The following is a 16827-nucleotide window of genomic DNA, read 5'->3' as shown; positions in this document are numbered from 1 at the left end:
GAAGAGAGAGGGAGAAATCATCGATTCGATCCAAAGTAGAACATGTCTTTGGGATCATCAAAGCAAGGTTTGGCTATCGAAAGACGAGATATAAAGGACTTAAGAAACAGGAGGCGAAGCTATAGCAAACGACATAAATATCTGCACTTTCGAAATGTATCTCGATTCTATTTTGAAGAATAGGGATTCGGCAAAGTGAAAATAATTTTTGCGTTCACTATAAATATCCTGTGTAGCTTGGCGAATCTATTAATCGCACAGAGGCGGAGCCTAAGTGCTTAATTTGTTGTGCCCGAAAAACGAAAAATCGGGCACAACAAAGAGAAATATGGAGATAACGGGGAATAAATATCAATTTTTTACCCTGTTATCCCCATTCTTTTTTTATTTTGCCAATTGTGAGGTCTTTCCTTAACGTAGTTTGAGTTTATAGGAATATCAATGCGCTGTAATACCGGAAATGACGGTGTGTAGTTATACATTTTGCAAACCGGACATTTTAATCAGATAATAGCACTATAAGAGGTGAAGCGGGGTTTCGTGGTCAAAGAGTCCATATGACGGACTTTCTATCAGGTGTGGCATCAATCTCGAAAAAAATCGGCATAGCAGATCAATGTCTGCTGTGCCGATACACAAACGTATGAATGATTGAGTTTTGGTTTTGTGTCATTTCCTCTTCAAACCGGATGGATCATTGAGGCTTGATTCCATCCTTTCTCGAGACGTTTTCAATGATTACAGATTCTGTTTATCTGCCCCTTCAATTATAGAATTCAGTATATGGTTTTTCACTCAAGAAGCGGTCGCAACCGTTTTACAAATCATAAAAAGACTCCATTCCATATAAGGTGCAAATCATTGACACCGAACCTTCAAATAAGCCATAACATAAATCCTTACTTAAGAACTCCGAAGGTATAGCCTTGATCCTTAAAGTATCGAATGATTTGAGGAAGAGCATCGGCAGTCAGTTTCTTGTTTTCGGCATCGTGCATCAGGACGACCAAGACACTCTTGTTCTTATTGCTGTTTGCCGTTCTTATTGTGAAATCGACCATGCCTTGAGCGGTCGTCGGACGCACTTTTTTTCGTTCGCCATCTCCACAGAGGGCGTTCCAGTCGATCCATATGACATTGATCTTCTCCAGTTCGGCATCTGCCGCTTCGATGTTATTCCAAGACATATGTCCGCCGGGATAGCGGAAGACTTTTGAATCGAAGTTTTCACCCAACATTGCCTTCAAAGCATTGTTTGTCTGATGATATTCTTCCATAATGCGATCGGGACGAGCTTTTCTTCCCGGATAGAGTTTTTTGTAACTGTGAGTAAAGCTGTGAACAGCTATGGAGTGTCCTTCGTTCAACTCACGCTCGATGATATTGCGGTTCTTTTCATGGACCGTCTGTCCGAGGATAAAGAAGGTTGCGGGAACTCCTTCTTTTTTTAGAATATCGAGAACCCGAGGAGAAATTTTTTGATTCACACCGTCATCAAAGGTAAGAAAGACCAGCTTGTTATCTCCGCTGTATTGTTTCTTGCCGCGAATATAGTCACGGATCTCCCTTGTATCATAAGCATACTTAGCGGCAGAACCCAAGTGGTTGCTTCCGGGGACGATCGAATGTTCCCAGTTTAAAGCGGCCTGTAACAGAACTGTAGGTCTGTTTTTGGGAGAGAGTACAAAAAGAGACTCTCTGGGGAGGAATTCTTGAGAGATGCTTTCTTCTTCAACGGGCTTTGATTTCATAGCCATGACTTTTGAGAAACCGTAGAATACACCAAAACCCAAGAGGATAAGCAGTAAGAGAGCACCGATGACCCTGGGATAGTGAATTCTTCTGCGTCTATGTTTTTTGTGGGATGAATAACTTTGATAACTCATTGCAAAAACTCCTTCGGTATAAATTTTTCGTTTCGACTTAATGCATTACGCACACAGACCCGTTTTTGGAAAGCCGCCTTACCGGGATAGGTATTACGGTCTAAGCACAAGACGGTTATGTAAGACTCGTTATGAGCTTCATAATGGGGAACGGATTAAGACGATTGTCCGCATCTCGAAAAGTATTCGAGCCGACGGGCAAGTTCGATCATAGATCGATGCAAAAGACTTAGGGAAAGCACCACACAAAGACAAACTTCCGATCTTCCTTTGAGTTCATAAAAAATAGAAAGGCCCTTCGTATCAAGACGTTCAAAAAGCCCATCTTTCATATAAAATGGATTTTATGCCGACTTTTAGAATTATGGGGTATTGCCTCGGACAATAAAGCAAAGCCCTCATAATGAGGAAATATATTTTATCTGTCGCTTTACAAAACAGAACAGGTCTATAATATAAACGGGCTTTCAAATGTTTTATTGCTCTATCAAAACGGATTTCATTCAGTTGTTTGAAGTTATGCGGCATTGTACCGGTATAGACGGTATAGCACTTTATTCAGACCATCTTGTTTCTATTTCAAGGCGGTTTAACAAGGCACGATCGTCTACCCTCATATTATAAACTATTATAGCAGTTATTGTAACAAAATAGTGTAAAAAAACGTATCAATTCTCTATTTTTGGACAATAGGATTCGTGACAGAAGGGAGAATTTTCTTTTTTGTTAAAGAAAGGATGAAGAGGAATGTTTGGTCCGAGTTTCTGTTTTATACTATTTTTCAATAGAAGTGTGGATATATCTATTTTTCGATGACGAAAAACTATGTTGTCTTCTATGGGTCACAGATTGTTTATATCCACTATTCAAAAGAATAGTAGTATTATACAAGAGAAATTTTATAGAACCGCTACACAGAGGCGTAATATTATTGAGCATTTGAATGATGGAGAACATTGATTTGTACTCCTTGGGAGGTTTAAACCAATGGTTGTGGTTACAAAACGGATAGAACCATACTTTTATTGGAGAATGGGATACTATGTGTGTATTGTTGTTTTACGGAGTATAAAAACTCGTCAAACGAATACTTTCAAGAACTCTATTTTGTTGAATCACATGGTGTTGTCCTATGAAAATGATGTGTTGAGGGAGCAAAAAACGTTTCCGGTAATATAGATTTTGTTTCCTTGACATTTTAAATGGAGAACAGTAGGATACGAAATTTTCGGCATGTCGGTAATGAAATACTTGTAAAAGATGACGGGAGGAGAGATTATTTTTTGTTTTTGTACTATTTTTCTACGGTAATATTTTTTCTTGTGTTATAATTGAAACAGTATTGCCGAACGAAAGAGACTTGTCGATGCTGTTTTCCAAAAAGCATGATAGAGGATGGTTTCGTCGGCGGATCATTGTATAAAAGTTTGGAATAAAGGGGAAGTGTAATGTTTATAGATAAGGCGAAGATATATGTGAAAGCCGGTAACGGAGGCAACGGAGCAGTTGCTTTTCGAAGGGAGATCTATGTTCCGGCAGGAGGGCCTGCAGGAGGAGACGGAGGTAACGGAGGAAATGTCATCTTCCGTGCGGATTCGAACCTTCGTACTTTGATGGATTTCAAGTATAAGAAGTCTTATATCGCACCTTCGGGAGAGGACGGAAAGGGTTCGAATATGTACGGCAAAAAGGGAGAAGACCTCGTTCTGTTGGTCCCTGTCGGCACTGTTATTCGAGATGAACAAACGGGCTTGGTCATAGCAGACCTTAAAGAAAACGCAGAGGAGTCCGTAGTGGCAAAAGGAGGTCGGGGAGGAAAGGGAAACACTCATTTCAAGTCTTCGATCCGTCAGGCACCGAACTTTGCAAAGGCGGGAACGGAAGGGCAGGAGAGGAATGTACTTTTGGAACTCAAGCTGATAGCGGATGTCGGTCTGCTGGGGTTTCCCAATGTCGGAAAGTCGACGTTTTTGTCGATCGTTACTAAGGCCAATCCGAAGATTGCAAACTATCATTTTACGACCTTGACACCGAATTTAGGAGTGGTCAAGCTTCCTGATAAGGCGAGCTTTGTGATTGCCGATATCCCGGGAATCATCGAAGGGGCTCATGAAGGCGTCGGACTGGGGCATGACTTTCTCAGGCATATAGAAAGGACAAGGCTTCTTCTTCATATCGTGGATATCTCGGGGATTGAGGGAAGAGAGCCTTACGAAGATTTCTTACAGATTAATAGGGAACTGACTCTGTATAACGAAAAGTTGGCACAGAGGGAGCAGATCGTGATCGCAAACAAGATGGATCTCCTCTTCGACAAGAGCGCGTACAACGAATTCAAGGAGAGGGTCGAAAACGACGGATACAAAGTGTTTCCGCTCTCAGGAGCGACTAAGGAGGGCTTGGGCGATGTCTTGAACTATGTAAGTCAGCGCCTGTCCGAGATTGAAGAAGAACCCTTGTATTCTCCGGAGGACATGTGGTCCGTGGAAGATGACAGGGCAGCGTTGCCGGAGGACGAGATTAGGATCGAGATGGTCGACGGGGTCTATGTCATTGAGGGAGAAAAGCTTGAGAAACTGCTGTATTCGGTAAACTTCGATGATATGGAGTCCATCCGCTACTTCCAGAGAGTGATGGAGCAAAACGGAGTCTTTGACAGGTTACGCAGTATGGGTATTGACGATGGAGATACGGTTCGGATGTATGACTTAGAGTTTGAGTTCTTTGATTAAAGAAGATATGGTGCGGACTGCAAGTACGGACTATCCCTTCGAGAAACGGAACAAACATCCGTTGTTAAAGAGCGAAATGCCTTGTGCTACAATACCTGCTTCAAAGTATATGGGGAAACCGTTGGAAGTACCGCATCATTGCAAGGGAACGATGACAGTCGGTTTTTCTCGGATCAACATGTTCTTAAAGATGTTCGCTTAAGAGATTTTTGTATTTTGCAAAACAGAGGAAAGATCCGTTTGTATTTTTGCACGGTACTTTCCGTTGTCCGACCGAACTGCCGTATAGAGACAATATACGTATTAGGAAGACTTGGCCGGTTGTGAAACAGGGTGTATTGTGTGGAGGCTGAAACAAGGAGAGAGTATACTCTGTGGGGGAATGCGATCTTTTTTCATGACCTGTAAGGGAAGAAGTAATAAGAGAATAAAACATTAGGAAGAGGAGGAAGGAAGGGAGATGTTCCCTTCCAAGAGGAATGATTACAACGAAACAGAGAGCAAAATTACGCTCACTCAGTAACGAATTGGAACCGGTAGTGATAATAGGTAAGGAACGTTTGACCAAGGAGGTCATTGAATCCATTGAAAAGGCGATCGCCAAGAGGGAACTGATTAAGGTAAAGATTTTGGATACCGCCTACCTCGATACAAAGGAAACGGCAAGGAAGGTAAGTGCAATGCTTCATACGGAGATCGTTCAGTGTATCGGTTCGAAGTTTGTTTTGTTCAGGCAGGCGAAGAAGGATTCCAAGTTTAAGATATAGGGGAAGAAGAGATGCAAGAGGTTAAACGAGAGATCGAAGAATTAAGAGAAAAGCTCCGTTATTATTCGGATAAGTATTACAACAGGGACGAGCCCGAGATCAGTGATGCGCAGTACGATGAGCTGCTACGTCATTTGTCCGATTTGGAGGAGAGGTATCCCGAATATAAGGCGGAAGATTCTCCCACTCAAGTTGTCGGCGGAGAGGCTCAGAAACAGTTTTCGACCTTTGAGCATACCGTTCCCCTGCTGTCACTTGGAAATGTATTTTCGGAGGCGGAGATTAGGGATTTTGATTTAAAAATGCGTAAGCAACTCGGAGCAATCTGCTATTGTATGGAGTTTAAGATCGACGGCTTGTCCGTAGCTTTGAACTATCAAAATGGGAGGTTCGTAGCGGGAGGAACCAGAGGAAACGGTGTTGTCGGCGAAGATATCACTCTCAACCTTAAGGAGATCGCTGCAATCCCCAAGAAGTTGAAGGAGGGTTGGAGCGGAACGGTTCGAGGAGAGGTGTTTTTGCCCAAGTCCGCCTTCCTACGTCTCAATAAGGAGCAGGAAAAGCACGGCTTAAACCCCTTTGCAAACCCCCGCAATGCCGCCTCGGGTTCTTTGAGGCAGTTGGACACGTCTATTACGAAGAGCAGGGGGTTGGACATCTTTATCTTCAATATTCAGCAGGAGGAGGTGTCGACGGCGGATTCTCATTTTGAACAGCTCAACAAGCTGGAGGAATGGGGTTTTCACGTTATAGAAAACCGCAAGCTCTACGCCGATGTGGAAGAGTTGATCGCGGATGTTCGATATTGGACGGAACACAGACAGGAACTTGACTACGAGATCGACGGACTTGTGATCAAGGTCGACAGCATCCCTCAAAGAGAGGCGATCGGCTATACTTCCAAGTTTCCCAAGTGGGCGGTCGCATATAAGTTTCCTGCCGAAAAGAAGGAGACTGTGATCAAAGATATCAAGGTGCAGGTGGGACGCACGGGAGTCCTCACTCCGATTGCGGAGTTGGAGCCGGTCTTTATTTCGGGATCGACGGTGTCGAGGGCGACCTTACACAACGAGGACTATATAAGGATGAAGGACATTCGCATCGGTGATCGGGTCGTGATCCAAAAGGCGGCGGAGATCATTCCCGAGGTCTGCAATGTCATCGTCGAAAAGCGGACCGGAGAGGAACGCAAGTTCGAAATGCCCGGGCTCTGTCCCGTTTGCAATACCGAAACGGTTCGCCTTCAGTCGGAGGCGGCGGTCAAATGTCCCAATTCCATGTGTCCGGCACAGAGAAAACGACGTATTATCCACTTCGTTTCTAAGGGAGCGATGGATGTCGAAAATATGGGGCCCAATATCGTGGACCTTGTATTTGAGAACAACCTGATCCAAGATGCCGCCGACATCTATCTTTTGAAGGCGGAGGAACTTGAGAAGATGGAACGTTTCGGCAAGCGTTCGAGCGAGAAGTTGATTGCTGCGATCGAAGCTTCGAAACATAGGGACCTGGACCGACTGATCTTTGCTCTGGGTATCGATTTTGTCGGAGAAAGGGCCTCCAAGTTGTTGAGAGACCGATTTTCCTCCATGGATCAACTTATGACTGCAAGCTGTGAGGAACTTGTTGCCGTCGATGAGATCGGAAACAAGACGGCACAGAGTATTCAGAATTTTTTTTCAGTCGAGGCCAATCGTGAACTGATCCGAAGATTGAAGGAGCTCGGAGTCAATATGATGTCACTTCAAACGCAGAAGCAGGAAGGAGAGCTTATTTTTGAAGGTCTGAAGTTTGTGCTTACAGGGACCCTTCCCACTCTCAAGAGGGCGGAGGCCAAGAAACTGATCGAAGAGAACGGGGGAAAGGCGAGCTCATCCGTCAGTAAAGTGACAGACTTCGTTTTGGCAGGAGAAGAAGCCGGTTCCAAATTGGATAAGGCCATGGAGCTCAATGTCAGGATCCTAAGCGAGGAGGAGTTTCGAACTATGCTGACCTTGACCTCCAAGCAAGAGGTGGAGGAAAAATACAGGTAGGGCAGGTTCGATGCTTACGGAGAGAATAAGGACGGAGATCTTCAACCGGTGTAGTGGTATATGGACAGTTCTCCTTATTTCGGCATCTACTTATCACGTGCAAGAGCTTACAATACGGTTGAAGTTGATAGGAGTATTGTCGTGCAATAACATCGGGAAGGGCCGTTGAAACAAAAGGCGGTAAATAGGCAAATGAGGAGCGAACGAAGTTAAAGACCTACGGGTTTCCTTCAAAGCGAAATATAGTAAAAGGGAAAGGAGAAGGCGATAGAGGTCTGTCGCCGGTATAAGCAATGATAAACAGAGAAACGCTCGATTACATCAGTAAATTATCAAGACTTAAGTTCGACAGCGAAAAGGAGGAGGAGATGCTTCTGTCGCTGGAACGTATTTTAAATCACGTGTCGTCGTTGGATCAGTGTGATACCGAGCACTGCGACATCACCTACAATGTATTGGGGATGGAGAACGAACTGAGAGAAGACGAGGTCAAGCCATCCTTCCCCAGGGAAGAGATCTTAAAAAACGCTCCGTCCAAGGAGGCCGGTTGCTTTGTTGTCCCCAAGATCCTGTAGACAGAGGGTAAGATCCGATAAGGTGACAGTCTTCCTCTTTGCTCCGTCATCCAAATATTGAGGTGAACTACGGATCCGCCTCTTCCATTTATCTTTTTGGCTTGCAATAAGGGGGTAGAACGGAACTGAGGGTCAATATGTCGGAGGATCGGAAATTTTTCGGGAGAGCAGAGGCTGTTTCTTACACAGGTCCTTCGATGCAGGAGGGACAGGTCCTTAGCCGGAAAGCAAGGGTTCGATGAAGATCCGGAAGGGACATTACAGTTGGTACTTACACATATATTGGAGTTTGATAAGGAGTAATTTTGTGAACTTGAATCAGTTGAATATAAAACAAGTGAACTCTTTGTTAAAGAACAAAGAAATCAGTGCAATGGATCTCTATGAGGCTTCGAGAAAACGAACGGAAGAGGTCGACGGCACGATGAAGGCCTTTATCACGACCTCGTTCGAGGAAGCGAAGGAACAGGTAAAGTCGGCACAGGAGAAGATCGACAAGAAGGAAGATAGTTTGTTGACGGCGATCCCGTACTCTCTTAAAGATAATCTCTCGACCGGGGGAATCAAGACGACCTGTGGCTCGAAGATGCTTGAGAACTATATCCCCATCTTCGATGCGACGGCAGTGACCAGACTTCACGGGCATGCCCCGCTTATGATGGGGAAGGTAAACCTCGATGAGTTTGCGATGGGGGCTTCCACGGAAAATTCGGCCTTTTTTACAAGTCGTAACCCCTTTGATCCGGACTTTGTTCCCGGAGGTTCTTCAGGAGGTTCTGCAACTTCGGTGGCGGCGGGAGAAGTTCTCTTTTCCCTCGGTTCGGATACGGGGGGTTCGGTGAGACAGCCGGCGGCCTTCTGCGGACTGGTGGGGCTCAAACCTACTTACGGAAGGATCTCGCGCTACGGTCTGGTCGCCTTCGCCTCTTCCTTGGATCAGATAGGAATCCTGACCAAAAACGTGGAAGATTCGGCCATCGTTTTGCAGGCGATCGCAGGCAAGGATGAGATGGATTCCACCTCGAGCAGGGTGGAGGTCCAAGATTACCTCGGTTGTTTGAACTCTGAAATGAGGGGCAAGAAGATAGGTGTTATCAGGGAGTTGGTGGAAGGACCGGTGGCTCCTTTTGTTAAGAAGTCCGTGATGGATGCGGTCAAGGTTTTTGAAGATATGGGCTGTGAATGTGAATTTGTCGATCTCAAACATATTGTTCACTCGATCTCGACCTACTATATCATCGCGCCGAGTGAGGCTTCATCAAATCTTTCGCGTTTTGACGGGATCAAATACGGCTACCGTACCTCCGACTATGAAAATTTGGAAGATCTCTATGTCCGTACAAGGAGCGAAGGTTTCGGAGAAGAGGTCAAGAGAAGGATATTGCTGGGGACCTTTGCCCTCAGTTCCGGTTACTATGACCAGTACTATAACAAGGCCTTGAAGGTTCGGACCTTGATTAAGCAGGATTTTGAAAAGGCCTTTTCCAAGTTCGACCTGCTTTTGTCGCCGACGGCACCGGGAACGGCCTTCCGGGTGGGAGAAAAGACTTCCGATCCTATATCGCTCTATCTGGAGGACCTGTGCACGGTTCCCGTCAGTTTGGCAGGCCTGCCTGCCGTTTCCATCCCCTGTGGGCTGGAAAAAGGTCTTCCTCTGGGACTTCAGTTGATATCGAACTATTTTGAGGAAGCTCTCCTTCTGTCCGCCGCAAAGGCCTTTGAAGATGCAACGGAGCACCACAAGTATGTAAAACAATTGGAATTTAAATAGAAAGGGGGAACAAGGATGAACTACAAAACACTGATCGGAATAGAGATCCACAGCGAACTTTTAACCAAGACAAAGGCTTTTTGCGGGTGCAAAAATGAGTTCGGAAGTGAAGTCAATACGAATTGTTGCCCCGTTTGTACAGGGATGCCGGGAACTTTGCCCGTCTTGAACAAGGAAGTGATGCGTTATGCGGTGATGGCGGGTCTTGCCACCAATTGCTCGATCGAAACCGACACCAAGATGGACAGAAAGAACTATTTTTATCCCGATCTGACAAAGGGATATCAGATCTCTCAGTTTGACAAACCTCTCTGCTATGAGGGGTATGTCGAGATCGAAGACGAAGAAGGAAGACCTAAAAAGATAAGACTGATCCGGATTCATATGGAGGAAGATACGGGGAAATCCATACATGACACTTCGGGAGATTCTTTGATTGACTACAATCGTGCGGGAGTTCCTTTGATAGAGATCGTTTCCTATCCGGATATGAATTCGCCGACCGAGGCCTATCGCTATCTGGAGAACCTCAAGGAGATCCTCCTCTTCACGGGGGTTTCCGATGTGAAGATGGAGCAGGGTTCCTTGCGCTGCGATGTCAACATCAACGTCGTGAGAGAGGACGGGGTCAAGTCGAACATCGTCGAGCTCAAAAACCTCAACTCCTTCAAATCCGCATTCCGTGCGATGGAGTACGAGGAAAAGAGACATAAGGAACTGCTCGAAAAAGGAGAAAACACGGTTAAGGAAACACGCAGATGGGATGAGCAGAACCAGCTTACCATCCCGATGAGGAGTAAGGAAAACGTACAGGACTACCGTTATTTTCCCGAGGCGGATATCACGGATTTCAAACTGACGCAAGAATACATCGAGGAGATCCGTCGTCAGCTTCCTGAACTTCCTGCCGAAAGGAGAAAGAGATTTGTGCAGGAGTACGGAATCGCCAAGGACGATGCGGAGATCCTGAATACGAATGTCGATATTTCACGATACTATGAAGAATTGGTAAAAATGACGAAGGAGCCGGTGTTGACGACAAACTTCTTCCTCTCCGAGTTTTTACGAAGACTCAAGGATTCCGAATCCGAGATAGGAAACGAAAAGTTTTCTATGGAACAGTTTGCCTACCTGCTCAGACAACTCGCTGAGAAGAAGATCAACAATAACATCGCAAAGAAGATTTTCCGCAAGATGTTTGAAGAAGGCACGGATCCTGAAGAATATATCAAGAGTGAAGGCCTTGTTCAGGTTCAGGACGAGGGCTTGATCGCAGGTATCGTAGCTGAGGTTGTAAACAGGAACCCTCAGTCGATCGAGGATATCAAAAACGGAAAAGACCGCGCCTTCGGTTTCCTTGTCGGACAGGTCATGAAGGAGTCCAAGGGAAAGGCCAACCCTCAGATGGTCAATGAACTTTTGAAAAAAGAAATAGAAAAACATATGTAAATCGAAAGTTTGAGTTTTCAAAAAATATAACAAAACAGTTGACAAGTTGCCGATATCTATGTATGATAGAGAAATAAATCGTTTATATGACATTTTGACAAGAGCTCTCTGTAGAGGGTGATGAAGGTTTGACAAGAGTTTTTGAAAGAAGAAGAACCGAAACCTTCAATTGTCACATAGAACGATCAAAAAATGAATATCGATACGGCAATGAACGGAAGGAGTAACTTTTCAATATCCTGTTGCAGAGAGCCGATGGTGGTGTAAATTCGGTACAGGAGGAAGGGTGAAGAACATCCGGGAGCAGCTAACCGAACAATATAGTAGGCTTAGACGTGTGTTCCGAACGTTATATCGGAGAAAGTATGATTGTACTTTATGGAGTTGACAGTTTGTCAAGAAGTAGGGTGGTATCACGGAGATTACCTTCGTCCCTATATATGCCTTTGGGTGTATATCGGGGCGGAGGTTTTTTATTTGGGTTCTTTGTTATGATAGAAGGGTTTGCGAATGTGCTCCCCTGAAAGTGATGCATGGAAACAAGAACCTTTTCGTATAGGGAGAGTTTATACTGTTATCTGTTAGAATTGACAGCTCGAATGCTTTGAAAGCATAGGAACATCCACCTTGTTTTTCGGCAATTATAGTATCCCCGATATTTCAAACGGGGAATAATATTGGGAAAGAAGAAAATAGAGAAGTTGCAGGAGGAAGAAACCATGGCAATGAAATCATTGATCATTCCGGACGGTTATGCGAGCCATCTCAGCATTGTGGAGACGGAAGTTGCAATCAAAAAAATTAAGGATCTTTTTCAGCTGCAATTAGCGGCAAACTTAAATTTAACACGGGTGTCCGCACCCCTGTTCGTGCGTCGCGACAGCGGCCTGAACGATAACCTCAGCGGAGTGGAACGACCTGTCGGCTTTGATACCAAGGATTCCAAGGACGATCTTGAGATCGTGCAGTCCTTGGCGAAGTGGAAGAGGCTGGCTCTTCACAAGTACAAGTTCGACGTACAAAGCGGGATCTACACGGATATGAATGCGATTCGGCGCGATGAGGATGTCGACAACATCCACTCCATCTATGTGGATCAATGGGATTGGGAAAAGGTCATCTCCAAGCACGACAGGACGATTGAGTATCTCAAGGAGACGGTCCGGGATATATACAAGGTATTTCGACAGGTGGAAGAACTGCTTGCAAAAGACTATCCTCAGTATAAGAGGGTCTTGCCGGCGGATATTTATTTTATTACCTCGGAAGACCTGAGGAAAAGATATCCCGACTCTACGCCCAAGGAGAGGGAATACCTCATCTCCAAGGAAAAAGGAGCGGTTTTCATCATCGGGATCGGAAACAAACTTGGGGACGGAAGCCTTCACGATACGAGGGCTGCGGACTACGATGACTGGAACCTTAACGGAGATATCATCCTTTACAACGAGATCTTGGACATCGCCTTGGAACTGTCTTCCATGGGTATCCGTGTTGACAGGCAGGCAATGCTCCATCAGTTGGAACAGAAAAACGAACTGTATAAGCTTGAATATCCCTTCCACAGAGATATTGTCGATGAGGTCCTTCCATTGACGATCGGAGGAGGGATCGGGCAGTCCCGAATCTGTATGTTCTTCCTGAAGAAGGCTCATATCGGAGAGGTACAGGTATCGATATGGCCGACGGAAGAAAAAGAAAAATGTGCAAAAAATAATATTTTTCTATTATAATAGAGGTCGGGAAGGCAAGAGAGGATGGATGTTATAACATCCGATACGAATAGACAAGACCGTACCGTTTGAAAAATTCGTGTAAGATCAGTCTTATACGAAAGACGAAATTGTTGAAAACGTTGATATGTCAAACTTTTGTGTTTTATAAAATCAAAGGGAAATCGCAGGTTTGCCCTTGTGCGGTATTTCCTTTATGGAAATGGCGATAAAAACGATACAAAAATATTCGACGGATGTAAGAACAAGGATTCCGTTACAGGTATTTCGATCGGATAACAGTATCAGGTGAGATGAAAAAAGGTGGCGGATCTACAGCCTTTCGGAAGGAGGGACCTTCCATCAAACATTTGCATAAAAACCACAGGTGCTGTAAGCGCCGAAAAGGGGAGAAGATGAAGACGAATTTGGAACAGTTTTTGGCGGAGGAGTTCGGTATCTCCGAAGACCTCGTCACTCAAATGAAGAAGGTGGAAGAGCAGCTTGAGAAGGAGTTCTTGCACTATGATGAAATAAGAGATTACAATCAATACAAGGTGCTCAGAGCGATGCAGAAGTGTCGCCTGTCCGATGTCCACTTCAACTGGACGACGGGCTACGGTTACGACGATATCGGCAGAGAGAAGGTGGAGGAGATCTTTGCGACGGTGTTCGGAGCCCAAGATGCCTTGGTAAGACCGAACATCGTAAATGGGACCCATGCCTTGACCTTGTGTTTGCAGGCCCTTCTCTATCCCGGAGATGAAATGCTTTCGATCTCCTCCAAACCTTATGATACCTTGGATAAGGTCATCGGTATCTCGGAGGATGTTCAATCGCTGAAGAGTTACGGGGTCAAGTATAAACAGGTGGATCTTTTGGACAACGGGGACTTTGACAAGGAAGGCATCAAGAGGGAGATCTTGGCATCGTCTTCTCTCAAGATGATCTACATTCAGAGATCCAAGGGATACAGCAGTCGTAAATCCCTTACGGTAAAGGATATCGGGGGGATCATCTCTTTTATACGAGGTTTTGAGAAAGATGCCGTCATCATGGTGGACAACTGCTATGGGGAGCTTCTGGACACGAAGGAACCTACGGAGGTAGGGGCCGACATTATGGCGGGATCTTTGATCAAGAACCCCGGTGGAGGACTTGCTCTGACGGGAGGTTACGTCTGCGGACGAAAAGATTTGATTGAGCTTGTAGCCAAACGTTTGACCTCTCCCGGAATAGGAAAGGAATGTGGACTGACTTTCGGGATGAGCAGGACCATCCTTCAAGGGCTCTTCTTTGCTCCGAGCGTGGTAAACGGAGCGGTCAAAGGAGCGATGTTCTGCAGTAAGCTGTTTGAAGAGAGCGGATATCGGACCTTTCCGCTATGGTCGGAGGAGAGAAGCGATATCATTCAGGCGGTTCGACTTTCAAGTCCTGAGGAGATCATAGCTTTTTGCAAGGGGGTGCAGGAAGCGGCACCGGTCGACTCCTTTGTATCTCCCGAACCTTGGGCTATGCCCGGATATCAGGATCCCGTGATTATGGCGGCGGGGAGTTTTATTCAAGGCTCTTCGATCGAACTCAGTGCGGATGCACCGATTCGTGAGCCGTATACGGTCTATTTTCAGGGAGGGTTGACCTATGCCTATTCCAAGATGGGCTCCCTGCTCGCCCTTAGAAATATTTTGAGGTTGAAGAGGTCGTAGTTTACTTCGGGACAAGATGACAAAACTCATCAAAGCTCGATCATGAAAAGAGATTTACGCAGGCGATCGTATGCCAGATAGAAAAGAAACAGACAAAAAGGGAGGTTTTTAATGAACTTAAACAGTCAAAAAATGAAAGACTTATTGTTTGTATTAAAAAAAGACAGACATTCCAAGGAGGAGATCGTATCTACTCTTCTCAAACACGAGGAAATACAGTTTGTATCCTTTGTTGCGGTCGATTTCAGCGGGAACGGTACCGATGAGAAGATACCTGTTCCCGCCTTCATCGAGGATATGGACTCGTTGTTGGAAGACGGAATCCAGACCGACGGGTCGAGCGTTGTACTCCAAAACATTGCGACCCTCGATAATGCAAAGGTCATCATCCTTCCCGATACCGAAGTGGATTGGTATGTGGACTACAATTTTGAAAACCTGACGGAAGAGGAACTTCCTGTAGGGACCCTTCGCATCCCTTCCTTTTTGATCCACGGAGAAAAATATGTGTGTTCGAGATCCATCCTTAAACGTGCGTCCGAGAAGATAAAGCGGGATACCGTGGATTTTTTGAAAAAACATCCTACGGCTTGCGAGGAAATGGGCATCGCAAGTGCGAATGAAGTGGAGGAAATCTGCCTGACTTCGGCTACCGAGCTTGAGTTTTGGGTACAGACTCCGGACGACAAGGCGGATGTGGAGAAGCTTTTTGCATCTCAAAGGCTCAAACAGCAGTATTGGAAGAGGACCGACAGTATGGTTCGAACCGCTCTCGAAAACACCATCCACCTGATGGAGCTCTACGGATTTGAACCCGAGATGGGACATAAGGAAGTCGGAGGAGTTACATCCAAGATCTCCGTGACCGGAAAGTCCGAACATGTTATGGAACAACTTGAGATCGACTGGAAGTACGACGATGAGTTTCATACCTGTGACAAGGAGCATTTTATAAGACACTTGGTTAAAGACATCTTCCACCTTCATAAACTGGAAGTAACCTTTCGGGCAAAGCCGATCGAAGGGGTAGCGGGAAGCGGAAAACACGTCCATATCGGAATTGCTGCAAGGCTCAAGAACGGGAAGATGAAGAATTTGATGACGCACAGGGACAACGAAAACCGATATACGACCTCTTACGGGCTGTCCGCTCTGATGGGGATCCTCAAAAACTACGAGGTCATCAATCCCTTTATCGCCTGGACTAACGATTCGATCAATCGTCTCAAACCCAACTTCGAGGCACCGATCTGTATCGTGTCCTCCCTCGGTCTCAGTCCCCAAATCCCTTCAAGAAATCGTTCCATCCTCGTAGGGTTGATCAAAGACAGATCCAAGCCGATGTCCAATCGCTTTGAGCTTCGTTCGCCCAATCCGCACAACAACGTGTACCTTATTTTGTCCGCTTGTTATCAGGCGATTCGCGACGGTCTTTGGCAGGCGGCGATGAAGCTTTCCCTCGAAGAGCTGGAACGGGAGTTTTCCAAAAAAGAGGGAGAGGAGGCTCTGTATCTCGACAAGGGCAGACAGTATCGAAGTGAGAAGAATATCTTTGAGCACTACACTCCCGAGGAGAGGGACAGAAAATTCGGCAAACCTCCGAAAACCGTATATGAGAACCTGGTCAATTTCAAACGTTATCCCGATAAGGTCGAGGTGTTGAAAAAAGACGGAGTTTTCACGGAGGAGATCATTGACTCTTACATGGCTTCCATTGTTGAAAAATGGGCAAATCAGCTGAGTTTTCACCTGATAGAAGACAATATGGAACTGGTTCGAAGTTGTAGAATCCGACATGAAAATCATCAGGATATCTCCGACTTGGATATCGTCAACTGGACCAAGATCAACCATTTGAGATGGGAATTGATGAAGGACAGCGTCGACAGCAAGAGTCTCTTCACTCAAATTAAGGAGGCGGTCGTGCGAGAGGATTACGAAACGGCCTCCGAACTCCAACTTTTGATGAATTGTAAGGTAGGACAACTCAAAGAACTCTACACCGCCTATAAGAAGAATATTTTTTAGGTATTTTCGCAGAGAAAGGATTTTGTAAGTTTACCCACTTTTGAAACATTGTATAGGCAGGCTTGTTGCCTTGTTAAAATGTGGGTTACGGAAGCAATCTAGAGCGTGTCTACGCAATACTTTACAAAACGTAAAAAATGTGAGATACTCGTATAAAACAGAGGAGGT

General features: G+C 45.4%; 11 protein-coding genes and 1 other annotated feature. Of the genes, 10 read left to right on the top strand and 1 reads right to left on the bottom strand.

Annotated features, from left to right (window positions below; translation table 11 throughout):
• Window positions 1–125, top strand: a 125-nt coding sequence (locus tag ACFO4R_RS07655; protein WP_379788485.1) for a transposase, incomplete at its 5' end; no start/stop codon positions are given.
• Between the two features lie 774 nt (window positions 126–899).
• Here the strand turns inward: ACFO4R_RS07655 and ACFO4R_RS07650 are convergent.
• Window positions 900–1886: a polysaccharide deacetylase family protein gene (locus tag ACFO4R_RS07650; protein WP_379788484.1), complete on the bottom strand. Its 987-nt coding sequence runs from the start codon at window positions 1884–1886 to the stop codon at window positions 900–902.
• A gap of 1448 nt (window positions 1887–3334) precedes the next feature.
• Between ACFO4R_RS07650 and obgE the strand changes: the two genes are divergently transcribed.
• The 9 genes from obgE to ACFO4R_RS07605 all read left to right on the top strand — a co-directional run bounded on the left by obgE (window position 3335) and on the right by ACFO4R_RS07605 (window position 16659).
• A complete protein-coding gene (gene obgE, locus ACFO4R_RS07645) occupies window positions 3335–4618 on the top strand; it encodes a GTPase ObgE (protein ID WP_379788483.1) in 1284 nt (427 codons plus the stop codon).
• Between the two features lie 479 nt (window positions 4619–5097).
• Window positions 5098–5385, top strand: coding sequence for a YhbY family RNA-binding protein (locus tag ACFO4R_RS07640; RefSeq protein WP_379788482.1), 288 nt, complete (start codon window positions 5098–5100; stop codon window positions 5383–5385).
• A gap of 11 nt (window positions 5386–5396) precedes the next feature.
• Entirely contained in the window at window positions 5397–7418 is a 2022-nt protein-coding gene (gene ligA, locus ACFO4R_RS07635; RefSeq protein WP_379788481.1) for an NAD-dependent DNA ligase LigA, read from the top strand.
• Window positions 7419–7711: 293 nt separating this feature from the next.
• A complete protein-coding gene (gene gatC, locus ACFO4R_RS07630; RefSeq protein ID WP_379788480.1) occupies window positions 7712–7993 on the top strand; it encodes an Asp-tRNA(Asn)/Glu-tRNA(Gln) amidotransferase subunit GatC in 282 nt (93 codons plus the stop codon).
• A 307-nt stretch (window positions 7994–8300) separates the two neighbouring features.
• Entirely contained in the window at window positions 8301–9764 is a 1464-nt protein-coding gene (gatA, locus tag ACFO4R_RS07625) for an Asp-tRNA(Asn)/Glu-tRNA(Gln) amidotransferase subunit GatA (RefSeq protein WP_379788479.1), read from the top strand.
• 15 nt (window positions 9765–9779) lie between these two features.
• Window positions 9780–11213, top strand: a complete 1434-nt coding sequence (gatB, locus tag ACFO4R_RS07620; RefSeq protein ID WP_379788478.1) for an Asp-tRNA(Asn)/Glu-tRNA(Gln) amidotransferase subunit GatB — start codon at window positions 9780–9782, stop codon at window positions 11211–11213.
• Window positions 11214–11414: 201 nt separating this feature from the next.
• Window positions 11415–11652 (top strand) — a binding site (T-box leader).
• A gap of 280 nt (window positions 11653–11932) precedes the next feature.
• Window positions 11933–12946: an aspartate--ammonia ligase gene (gene asnA / locus ACFO4R_RS07615; protein ID WP_379788477.1), complete on the top strand. Its 1014-nt coding sequence runs from the start codon at window positions 11933–11935 to the stop codon at window positions 12944–12946.
• Window positions 12947–13341: 395 nt separating this feature from the next.
• Window positions 13342–14631, top strand: a complete 1290-nt coding sequence (locus tag ACFO4R_RS07610) for a methionine gamma-lyase family protein (RefSeq protein ID WP_379788476.1) — start codon at window positions 13342–13344, stop codon at window positions 14629–14631.
• Window positions 14632–14742: 111 nt separating this feature from the next.
• Window positions 14743–16659, top strand: coding sequence for a type I glutamate--ammonia ligase (locus tag ACFO4R_RS07605; RefSeq protein WP_379788475.1), 1917 nt, complete (start codon window positions 14743–14745; stop codon window positions 16657–16659).
• The last annotated feature ends 168 nt before the right edge of the window (window positions 16660–16827 follow it).

It is taken from the genome of Filifactor villosus, assembly GCF_042652965.1.
Classification (GTDB): Bacteria; Bacillota; Clostridia; order Peptostreptococcales; family Filifactoraceae; genus Filifactor; species Filifactor villosus.
This window is presented reverse-complemented; position numbering and strand designations above follow the sequence as displayed.

What these genes read in the sequence shown, in the direction of transcription:
- ACFO4R_RS07650 (WP_379788484.1), bottom strand. Translation starts at nt 1,886, where the DNA reads ATGAGTTATCAAAGTTATTCATCCCACAAAAAACATAGACGCAGAAGA.
- obgE (WP_379788483.1), top strand. Translation starts at nt 3,335, where the DNA reads ATGTTTATAGATAAGGCGAAGATATATGTGAAAGCCGGTAACGGAGGC.
- ACFO4R_RS07640 (WP_379788482.1), top strand. Translation starts at nt 5,098, where the DNA reads ATGATTACAACGAAACAGAGAGCAAAATTACGCTCACTCAGTAACGAA.
- ligA (WP_379788481.1), top strand. Translation starts at nt 5,397, where the DNA reads ATGCAAGAGGTTAAACGAGAGATCGAAGAATTAAGAGAAAAGCTCCGT.
- gatC (WP_379788480.1), top strand. Translation starts at nt 7,712, where the DNA reads ATGATAAACAGAGAAACGCTCGATTACATCAGTAAATTATCAAGACTT.
- gatB (WP_379788478.1), top strand. Translation starts at nt 9,780, where the DNA reads ATGAACTACAAAACACTGATCGGAATAGAGATCCACAGCGAACTTTTA.
- asnA (WP_379788477.1), top strand. Translation starts at nt 11,933, where the DNA reads ATGGCAATGAAATCATTGATCATTCCGGACGGTTATGCGAGCCATCTC.
- ACFO4R_RS07610 (WP_379788476.1), top strand. Translation starts at nt 13,342, where the DNA reads ATGAAGACGAATTTGGAACAGTTTTTGGCGGAGGAGTTCGGTATCTCC.
- ACFO4R_RS07605 (WP_379788475.1), top strand. Translation starts at nt 14,743, where the DNA reads ATGAACTTAAACAGTCAAAAAATGAAAGACTTATTGTTTGTATTAAAA.